Annotated in this window: 9 protein-coding genes; 5 read left to right on the top strand and 4 right to left on the bottom strand. The window is 62.0% G+C overall.

Annotated features, from left to right (window positions below):
* The first annotated feature begins 193 nt into the window (after positions 1–193).
* Positions 194–1,066, top strand: a complete 873-nt coding sequence (locus QT222_RS15190; protein ID WP_491477656.1) for an ATP-grasp domain-containing protein — start codon at positions 194–196, stop codon at positions 1,064–1,066.
* A gap of 20 nt (positions 1,067–1,086) precedes the next feature.
* On the opposite strand, the gene QT222_RS15185 is transcribed toward QT222_RS15190, so the two are convergent.
* The gene (locus tag QT222_RS15185) at positions 1,087–1,449 is read right to left on the bottom strand and encodes an Hsp20/alpha crystallin family protein (RefSeq protein WP_004057938.1); all 363 of its coding nucleotides are present in this window, start codon (positions 1,447–1,449) and stop codon (positions 1,087–1,089) included.
* 249 nt (positions 1,450–1,698) lie between these two features.
* Here QT222_RS15185 and gap point away from each other — a divergent pair, with 249 nt between their 5' ends.
* From gap to QT222_RS15170, 3 genes are all read left to right on the top strand, one after another.
* Entirely contained in the window at positions 1,699–2,751 is a 1,053-nt protein-coding gene (gene gap, locus QT222_RS15180; RefSeq protein WP_491477655.1) for a type I glyceraldehyde-3-phosphate dehydrogenase, read from the top strand.
* Positions 2,752–2,826: 75 nt separating this feature from the next.
* Complete coding sequence (locus QT222_RS15175) at positions 2,827–4,026, top strand: phosphoglycerate kinase (RefSeq protein ID WP_004057943.1); 1,200 nt, start codon at positions 2,827–2,829, stop codon at positions 4,024–4,026.
* 203 nt (positions 4,027–4,229) lie between these two features.
* Entirely contained in the window at positions 4,230–4,730 is a 501-nt protein-coding gene (locus QT222_RS15170; RefSeq protein WP_491477654.1) for a metallophosphoesterase, read from the top strand.
* Positions 4,731–4,835: 105 nt separating this feature from the next.
* Here QT222_RS15170 and QT222_RS15165 read toward each other — a convergent pair whose 3' ends face one another.
* A complete protein-coding gene (locus tag QT222_RS15165) occupies positions 4,836–5,903 on the bottom strand; it encodes a type II glyceraldehyde-3-phosphate dehydrogenase (RefSeq protein WP_049917441.1) in 1,068 nt (355 codons plus the stop codon).
* Between the two features lie 200 nt (positions 5,904–6,103).
* Here QT222_RS15165 and QT222_RS15160 point away from each other — a divergent pair, with 200 nt between their 5' ends.
* Entirely contained in the window at positions 6,104–7,063 is a 960-nt protein-coding gene (locus tag QT222_RS15160) for an aminopeptidase (RefSeq protein ID WP_491477653.1), read from the top strand.
* A gap of 27 nt (positions 7,064–7,090) precedes the next feature.
* On the opposite strand, the gene QT222_RS15155 is transcribed toward QT222_RS15160, so the two are convergent.
* The gene (locus tag QT222_RS15155) at positions 7,091–8,431 is read right to left on the bottom strand and encodes an outer membrane protein assembly factor BamB family protein (RefSeq protein ID WP_491477652.1); all 1,341 of its coding nucleotides are present in this window, start codon (positions 8,429–8,431) and stop codon (positions 7,091–7,093) included.
* A 44-nt stretch (positions 8,432–8,475) separates the two neighbouring features.
* Positions 8,476–9,721 (bottom strand): PQQ-binding-like beta-propeller repeat protein (locus QT222_RS15150; RefSeq protein WP_491477651.1); only part of this gene is annotated, 1,246 nt, incomplete at its 5' end.

Here is a 9,721-nt window from a genome sequence, read left to right as displayed (position 1 = left end):
TGCGTAATTTCGCACGGTGACTTTTCGGCGCGTTCGCTGAACGCGGCGAAGAACTGCTCGTTGCGTAATTTCGCACGGTGACTTTTCGGCGCGTTCGCTGAACGCGGCGAAGAACTACTCGTTGCGTAATTTCGCATTACACGGGTCGCCACGAACCCACCAACTTTTCACGCGGGACTCCTCCTCGTAGCGTATGCTCCGCTTGGCGGTGACAACCAGCAGCGAGACGTTCGAGCGAATGCGCGACCCGCTCGCCGAGCGCGGTATCGAAGTCGGCCATCTCCGGGCCAAGCGGTTCGCACTCGACCTCTCGACGCCACCAACCGAGTCGTTCGACGTGGGGTTTGTCTATCCCACGCGGGCGATGGAAGGTGGTGTCGTCACCGCCAGGCACGACATTCCGTGGGTGAACACGCGCGAGGATATTCTCACGTCGCGGAACAAAGCGGGTGTTATCGCGGCACTCAAGCAATCGGATATCCCGGTCCCGAAGAGCGTCTATGTCTCGAATCCAGCGGATGAATCGGAACTCGTCGAAACCATCGAAGCGGCGGGGCTCGACTTTCCCGTCGTCCTCAAGCCGAACTCGACGACACGGGGGGCGGGTATCGCAAAGGCGCACGACCCCGACTCGCTGTCCGGGCTTGTCGACCACCTGAACCTCGTCCACGACTACCGAGCGACCGGCGACAAATCCTACCTCGTTCAGGAGTGGCTTCCGAACGCCAGCGACTACCGAGTGATGGTCCTCGACGGGCAAGTCGTCGGCGCAGTCGAGCGCCGTCTCTCCGACAGTGCACGTGCTGACGGGCGGTGGAAACACAACGTCCACCGCGGTGCGGAGGCAGTCGGCGTAGACCTCCCGAAGCGACACCGGGCCCTCGCCGAGGCGGTCGCAGCGGAGTTGGACATCCGCTATCTCGGCGTCGACTTGCTCGAATCTGACGGGCGGGTCGTCGTCTCGGAGACGAACGCCCGGCCGACTATCGACGACGGCGCGAAGTACGACGACGGCTTTTTCGACCGACTGGCGGCGCTCATCGAGCGGGTCGCAAAGAAGTCGTAGTCTGCCGCGTCAGTCGCCGATTACTCGACGTCGATAGCGGCGGAGTCCTCAGCGCGGTCGAACGTAACCTGTAGGACGCCGTTGTTGAAGGTGGCCGATGCGGAGTGTTCGTCGACGCGTGCCGGGAGGCGGACGCGTTCGTCGTACTCGCGGCGGTCACCAGCGGCGCTGATAGTCAGTGTTTCACCGTCGCACTTGAGGTCGATAGCGTCTTTGTCGACGCCTGGGAGGTCCGCGACGAGTCGGAGCGAGGTACCCTCATCATACACGTCAATGTGGGTTTCGGAGGCAAAGCCAGCGTCTCCTCCAGTCATGTCGTTCATCATCCGTTCGATTTCATCGAAGATGTTGTCGAACGGGTCGTCGCGGTCGTCTCTCACCATGGGGGCCGCTATGAAATCGGAGGTTAAAGCCTTTCTGCCCGCGACAACCTTGGTAACAAGGACCTCGGATGGCACATATTGTACTCACGATATCGCTTCACGCGTAGCAAATACCGTCCGATTTTGAGTGATGGCGATTGTTTCTGAGCAAGTCATGATCGTATATGAAAGGTAACGTTCGATTCAGTCGGATTTACCGAAACAGGTATACTCTTGCGTCTGGGATATATACCTGGAAACTACTCGAACATGAGTGAAAAATCCTACCTCAGCGCGGGCGAGAACGTGGATGAATCGGACGTGGTGCGGGTGGCACTCAACGGCTTCGGCCGAATCGGCCGGAACATCTTCCGTGCCGTCCTCGACAATCCGAAGGTTGAACTGGTCGCCATCAACGACGTCATGGACTTCGACGACATGGCGTACCTCGCGAAGTACGATTCCGTCATGGGCCGTCTCGACGGTGTCGAACGCGACAGCGACTCCCTGACTATCGGCGGCACCTCGGTGGGTCTCTACAACGTCCAGTCCCCCGCAGAACTGCCGTGGGGAGACCTCGACGTCGACGTGGCACTCGAATGTACGGGCATCTTCCGTACGAAGAAAGATGCCTCGGCGCACCTCGACGCAGGCGCGGACAAGGTCGTCATCTCCGCACCGCCGAAGGGCGACGAGCCGGTCAAGCAGATCGTCTACGGTGTCAACCACGACGAGTACGACGGCGAAGATATCATCTCCAACGCCTCCTGTACGACGAACTCCGTTACACCGGTCGCAAAGGTGCTCGACGAGGAATTCGGCATCGAGAACGGTCTTCTGACGACCGTCCACGCCTACACGGGCAGCCAGAACCTCATCGACAGCCCCCACGCGAAGCAGCGTCGCGGTCGCTCCGCTGCCGAGAACATCGTCCCGACGACGACCGGTGCCGCACAGGCAGCCACCGAGATTCTTCCCCAGCTCGACGGCAAGCTCGACGGCATGGCGATTCGCGTCCCCGTCCCGAACGGGTCGCTCACGGAACTCGTCGTCCAACTCGACGAGACGCCTTCGGTCGAAGAAATCAACGATGCCTTCCGCGCCGCTGCCGACTCCGGCCCGCTCGCCGGTGTCCTCGGCTACACGGACGACGAAGTCACGTCGCGTGACATTCTCCAGCTTCCCTTCTCCAGCACCGTCGACCTCAACACGACGAACCAGGTCAACGACGGCGGTCTCTACAAGATTCTGACGTGGTACGACAACGAGTACGGATTCTCCAACCGGATGCTCGACGTCGCACACTTCGTCACGCATCAGTAATCTCTCACTCTAATCGACCGCCCTCTCGGCCTGACCTACCCACCACTAAGTAACCACTCCACGTTCTTCCACCCGATGTTCAAGACCCTCGACGACCTCAACCCGGAACAGCGCGTTCTCGTCCGACTCGACCTCAACTCGCCCGTCGAAGACGACGAGGTACAGGACAACCGACGCTTCGACCGCCACGCGGAGACAGTCCGCGAACTCGCCGACGCGGGCCACCGTGTCGTCCTGATGGCCCATCAGGGACGTCCCGGCGGCGACGACTTCGTTTCTCTCGAACAGCACGCCGCAATCCTCGCGAAGCACGTCGACCACGACGTGCAGTTCGTTGCCGACACCTACGGCGATGAAGCTATCGACGCCATCGAGTCACTGTCCGCCGGTGAGGTTCTCCTCCTCGAAAACACCCGCATGTGCGACGAGGAACTCCCCGAGGAGGACCCGGAAGTCAAAGCCGACACCGAGTTCGTCCAGACGCTCGCTCCCTATTTCGACGCGTACATCAACGATGCGTACTCCGCGGCCCACCGCTCGCACGCTTCTCTCGTCGGATTTGCTCTCGAACTGCCCGCCTACGCGGGACGCGTGATGCAGACCGAATACGAGGCGAACTCCTCGATTGCGACACGCGAGTTCGACGGCCAAGTCACGATGGTCGTCGGGGGGACGAAAGCGACCGACGTCATCAACGTGATGAACAACCTCGGCGACAAGGTCGACCAGTTCCTGCTCGGCGGCATCGCGGGCGAACTGTTCCTCCGCGCCGCCGGTCACGAGGTCGGCTTCGACCTCGACGGCATGGACTTCTTCGACGACCAGTGGGAGGCCAACCGCGACACCATCGAATCGCTGCTCGACGAACGCGGCGACCAAATCAAACTCGCCGTCGACCTCGCCTACGAGGATGACAACGACGAGCGCGCCGAAATCGCCGTTTCCGACATCGACGAGAAGGACCGCGCGTACCTCGACGTCGGCAGCGAGACGGTCGAGACGTACGACCCCATCATCCGCGATTCCGAGGCAGTCTTCGTGAAGGGCGCACTCGGTCTGTTCGAAGACGAGCGCTTTTCGGTCGGGACCGTCGGCGTCCTCCGCGCCATCTCCGAAACCGATTGCTTCTCCGTCGTCGGCGGCGGCGACACCTCCCGCGCCATCGAGATGTACGGCATGGACGAGGCCGACTTCGGTCACGTCTCCATCGCGGGCGGTGCCTACATCCGTGCCTTGACGGGTGCGCCGCTGGCGGGTGTGGAAGTGCTGAAGTAGGACCGAGCGGACTTACTCGGACGTTTTTCTGCGAAGACGCTGGCGGCCCCTTGAACGAGGAGGACGACGCCTGTGCTTCGGATAAAGACAGACCCACAGCCACCTCTCGAATCTGCGCGCGCCGAACGTCATGTGAGGTAGAGAATACGACCGGGTGATAAATATCACCCAATTTGATGACTGGGGTTACCAAATCAGAGTGCATGAAACTCGGCGTCGTCTCCGATACGCACGACAACCTCAACTACGTCGAAGCCGCCGTCTCGCACTTCGAAGCCGAAGCCGTGGACGTGGTCGTCCACTGTGGCGACATCGTCTCTCCATTCTCGGCGACTCCGTTCGATTCGGACTTCGACTTCCACGCGATTCGCGGCAACAACGACGGGGAGTGGAAACTTCGTAACGTGGTCGAGTCGTTCGGGACGTACCACGACGACTTCGCGCACCTGACGCTCGACGGCGAGGAGATAGCCGTCTACCACGGAACAGAAGCGAAACTGGTCGAGGCGCTTCTCGATTCGGGGAACTACGACTACGTGCTCCGCGGGCACACCCACGAGCGGGTCGTCGAAGACCGCGACGGCACGACACACATCAATCCCGGCGGTCTGCCCATTTCCGGTGCCGACGACTCGTTCCACGTCGCCGTCGTCGACCTCGGGACGGGTAGCGTGTCGTTCGAGCGACTCGGAGGCGACGCCTGAGAGCGGAAGAACGGACGGGTGGAAAACGAATCGAGTGGGAACGGTCGAACGAGGGTGAAAAGAGGTTGGTGAAGGAACCGAGAAACTGAACAGGCGATTCGCCGATTAGTCGTCGGCGAACTCCGCGCGCGCCTGCTCAGAGAACCCAGAAGGGTCGCCGGAGATGCCGACGCCGAGCGTGCGGTCCGTGAGTTCCATGCTGTCCCGTTTGTCTTCGGTGTCGAACATCGCGCGGATGGCGTCGATGTTCTCCGGAATCACGTCGGACTCCTGGTGGATGGCCTGGAACAGGTAGAGGTCGCGGCCGTTGACGCCGATGGATTCGCCCCAGACGCAGTTCTCCCACATGTCGCCGCGCGGGCGACCCGCGTCGAGTGCGAAGTCCTTGAGCTTCCCCGCGCCGTCGATGCCGAGGCCTTCCGGAATGACGTAGACGCGGTCCTCGCCTTCGAGCAGTTGGCGGACGTGTGCGCCGGTCACGTCGTCTTCGAGCGTGACGTTGAGCGCGTGCACGTGCATCAGCGTCGCCGGGACTTTCAGTCCGAGCGTATCGATTTCGAGGTCGGGGAAAATGGTCTTCACGTCGGGACCGTGGTGGGACGGAACTTTGATCGGGTTCGGGAGAATGTCGTTTATCGGTCCGCGAGAGTTCTGTCCCGGGTCGCCGCCACGACGAACGAGCGTCGCACGTACCTTATCGACGCCGTACTCCTCTTCGAGCGGCGCGATGATGCGCGAGAGACCGGTCGTGTTACACGAGACGACACGGACGTAGTCGGCGTCGCGGGCCGCATCGAAGTTCGACCGCGCGTTGAAGCTCACGTCCGCCACGTCGGAGTCCTCGCCACCCTGGAAGATAGCGGGTGTGTGGTGTGTTTCGTACAGTTCGCGGTTTTGCGCGCCGATACCGGACGGCGTACAGTCCACGATGACGTCCGCCTCGGCAACGAGTTCGTCCACTTCGCCAGCGATGTCGATGCCGGCTTCGGCGAACAATGGAGAGCGTTCCGGGATGGCGGCGTACATCGGGTACCCGCGTTCGACCGCGGTGTGTGCTTCGAAGTTGGGTTGCGTCTTGGCTACGCCGATGAGTTCCATATCGGGTTGCGCCTCGACTGCGTCTGCGACGCGCTTTCCGATCGTACCGTAGCCGTTGACACCCACTCGTATCATGAATGAAAAACAGCCATAGGCGACCATAGTTATTTCGATGGTTAATTGGTAGAAATTAACTCTAGAGCGAGTGAGTCGCTGGATTACCTCCAAAGCGAGTGAAGTCAAAAGCGGCGACGTAGCCCCGTCTATACGACGTGAAATCGAGCGGGGGTGTACAGATGGGAACGCCTAACCCGACGGGTGTCGCAAGGACCCACATGACAGCCGACGACTCCGACCTCCGCGCCGCCAGCGAGACGGCGGTCCATCAGTGTCTCGACTTACAAGCCGACGAATCGCTCCTCGTCGTCACCGACGACAAGCGCGAGCGTATCGGCGAAGCCCTCTATGAGGTCGCAAGCGAAGTGACAGACGACGCATCCATCATCCGCTACCAACCGGGGAACCAGCACGGCGAAGAGCCGCCCGAACCGGTCGCTGCCGCCATGGAATCCTGTGACGCCTTCCTCGCACCGACGACGAAGAGTCTGAGTCACACTCGCGCCCGCGGTAACGCGTGCGACGCGGGCGCTCGCGGGGCCACGCTGCCCGGCATCACCGAAGAGGTGTTCGTCACCGGTCTGGACGCCGACTACGACACCATTTACGACCACAGTAAAGCGATGCTGGAGGCCGTCGGCGACGCCGACGAGGTGCGCGTCACCACCGAGAAGGGAACGGATATCACGTTCGTCCGCGGCGACCGCGAGTGGCTTGCCGACACCGGCGCGATTGCTGAATCCGGTTCCTTTTCCAACCTCCCGGCGGGCGAAATCTTCCTCAGCCCCGAATCCGCGACCGGAACCTACGTGGTCGACGGAACGATGATGCCCCACGAACTCCTCGATGAGGGTCAGGACCTCCGTTTCGAGGTCGAAGACGGCTACGTCACCGAGATTTCGGACGACGACATCCGCGAGCAGGTCGAAGCCGCGGCCGAGGAAGTCGGCCGAGACGCCTACAACCTCGCCGAAATCGGTATCGGAACCAACGTCGGCGTGACCGACCTCGTCGGCTCCGTCCTCCTCGACGAGAAGGCCGCCGGAACGGTCCACATCGCCATCGGCGACGACGCGGGCATCGGCGGCGACACCGACGCGCCGCTCCACCTCGACGGCATCATCCGCGACCCGACGGTCTACGCCGACGGCGAGGAAATCGAACTGCCGCAGCCGTAGGTCGCGGACCGCCGCGCTGTTTCTGACTCACTCGACGAGACACCGACCACGGACCGAGAACGCGCAGGATTCGTAGCACCGCAATTCGTCGCGCCCTGCGAGGTAGACTGCCCCATCGACGACCGCGAGCGAAGACGCCATCCCGTGCTCCAACGCCGGTGCCCGCCCGCGGACCTCGCCGGTCGCCGCATCGAGCGCGTAGAGGTAATACGGCGGCGAGCCGTCGTCCGACGAGTCCTCACTCGGCGGTTCGGCGAGCGCGTAGACCGTCGTGCCCGCGACGACTGGTGTCCAACTGAACGAAACGTGCGGTTCCGGCCCGAACGACCAGGCGAGCTCTCCGGTGTCGAGTCTACGAGCCGTGAGCATGGCGTTTGTACAGTAGTAGACGAGATCGTCGGCGACGGCGACTCCTGAATCGGTTCGTCGGCCCACAGATTTTTGCCAGCGTATCTCGCGGGTGTTTCGGTCCACGGCAGCGATAGATTCAGTTTCGTCCTCGCGGAGCGGGACGAGCAGTGTGTCGCCCGAAACCGTTACAGGGCCGTCGACGGGGAGCGAGACCGCCCAGTCTTCGACCCCCGTTTCGAGGTCGAGTACGACCAGTCCGGAGTCACCGTCGAAAAACGGCACGTAGACCGTTCCGTCGGCGGCCGAGAGCGTCCACGGTATCCGGCGGTCGTCGAAGCCCGTCCGCCACACGATGTCGCCGGTTTCGGCGTCCACGGCGACGACCGCCGCCGGTGGAGTTCGCTCCCCGTAGGTTGCTGTCACGACCAGTCCGCCGGAGACGATAGGCGGTGCAGCGAGTGGATACGGTTCCCCTGTCGTCGGAACGGGATGCGTCCACAACAGTTCTCCGTCGGTCGAAAGCGCGTGAATCCCCTCAAAGGTCCGGGCGTAGATGCAGTCGTCGGGGACGGCATCGTCGAGCCCAGCTCGACGGGAAACCGGAACGCTGCGCGTTCGGGTGACGACGAGGGAGTCGTGATGATACGCGTGCTTATCGAAGTCGGTCGTCGAAACGGTCGTTTGCCACCGTTCCTCGCCGGTCGCCGCGTCGAACGCGGAGACGACAGTATCGTGTTGCGTGTCGCGCCCGCCGCGGGTGTGGAGATGATAGACTGTTTCGTCGGCGACGACTGGCGATGTCGGCGGGTAGCCCTCGAACACGTCGGCGCGCCACGAGACGTAGAGGTCCCCAGTCGGCCCGGTCGCCGGTGAGGTGCCGGTTTGGGCGTCGTCGTAGCCGCGTCGCGACCACGTTCCTTCGTAGGTGGGTCGGTCGTAGCTCACGCACCCGGCAGTGGATACGAGACCAGCGGCTCCGAGGGTTGCGAGAAACTGACGGCGGGTCGTGCTGGACACGGCAGAGAACTTGGTCGCGCGAGGTGAAAAGCGTCTCATCTCGGTTACCCGAGGAGACAGTGGCCGAACGCGCCAGCGGCGCAGTCTTCGAGGCAGACGAGTCCATGTCTGCTGTCGAGATACATCGCACCATCTACGATGGCAGGTGTTGAGAACCACGAATTTGTATCGGGCCACGGGACGAGATGACCGCGTTCTGACCCTGTTTCGGGGTCGAGGACGAGGATAATCCTCCCGTACCCTTTCCGCTCGCCAAGGAACCGGCTGGCGGCAATATAGAGGGAATCACCTGCGATGACCGGCGTCGAATCGGCATTGATTACGATATCTTCGCTGGGACCGCCAACCTGCCACAGTACCTCCCCGGTATCAGTTCGTCGGGCCGTGAGTTCGCCGACGTGTGAGTGATAGAATCGGTCGCCGTTCACGACGATTTCCGCTTCGAACACGTCGGCGTCGTTTTGCCACTGAATTTCGGTCGTGTCTCGTGCGAACGCGACAAGAGCGAACGTCCGGGGACCACGCCGAACCGGTGTGATGACTAGGTTCTCGGTGAGTGTCACAGACGATACCGGCGACACGCTGTACTGTCGAATCGTTTCTCCGGTCGAGATATCGAGTTCCAAAAGGCGGCTGTTTTCGGCGGACAACGGGGCGAAGAACGTATCTCCGTTTCGCGTCAGTTGCCAAAAGTGGTCGTTCATCCCGAACTCGCGTGACCACACCACGTCGCCGGATTCACGGTCGAGAGCGTACAGTTGCTCCGGAACCGCTTTTCTCCACGTGCCATACGACCCCACGACGACGAGTTCGTCGGTGACGATGGGTGGTGTGCTGTCGGGGGCGAGGTGGCCCGTACCGAAATTTCGAAACGTCCAGAGGATTTCTCCATCCGTCGAGATGGCCTTGACACCGCCGTGAGTCTGAGCAAATAGTCGATCTCCATCGAGAACTGGCGGCCCCAGATGATAGAAGTAGTAATATTCGTCCGTTTCCCACAGTCGTGTCTCCCACCGCTTCTCCCCGTTCCCTGCGTCGAATTCGGCGAGCCACGTCCCGCCGGAGTGTTCGTGGTTAGCCGTACGTGAATCGAGGTGGTAGACGCTTCCGTCGGCAACAACAGACATCGTCGGAGAGGGCCCACCGCGTGTTTCACTGGACCACGCGATCTCTGTATTCCATCCCGGCCCGTCGGTGTCGGTAACGTAGGTGTTTGGCTCGCGCCGCCACCGCCCCTCGTGAGAGGGTCGGTCTACAGACACGCACCCGGCGGTCGATACAACACCGACC

The sequence above is a fragment of the Haloferax sp. s1 genome (assembly GCF_058382125.1).
The sequence above is the reverse complement of the archived record's forward strand: the minus strand, read 5'-3'. Positions and strand labels throughout refer to the sequence as shown.

Excerpts from the sequence above, each read along its gene's own strand:
- QT222_RS15190 (WP_491477656.1), top strand. The coding sequence starts at position 194 with ATGCTCCGCTTGGCGGTGACAACCAGCAGCGAGACGTTCGAGCGAATG.
- QT222_RS15185 (WP_004057938.1), bottom strand. The coding sequence starts at position 1,449 with ATGGTGAGAGACGACCGCGACGACCCGTTCGACAACATCTTCGATGAA.
- gap (WP_491477655.1), top strand. The coding sequence starts at position 1,699 with ATGAGTGAAAAATCCTACCTCAGCGCGGGCGAGAACGTGGATGAATCG.
- QT222_RS15175 (WP_004057943.1), top strand. The coding sequence starts at position 2,827 with ATGTTCAAGACCCTCGACGACCTCAACCCGGAACAGCGCGTTCTCGTC.
- QT222_RS15170 (WP_491477654.1), top strand. The coding sequence starts at position 4,230 with ATGAAACTCGGCGTCGTCTCCGATACGCACGACAACCTCAACTACGTC.
- QT222_RS15165 (WP_049917441.1), bottom strand. The coding sequence starts at position 5,903 with ATGATACGAGTGGGTGTCAACGGCTACGGTACGATCGGAAAGCGCGTC.
- QT222_RS15160 (WP_491477653.1), top strand. The coding sequence starts at position 6,104 with ATGACAGCCGACGACTCCGACCTCCGCGCCGCCAGCGAGACGGCGGTC.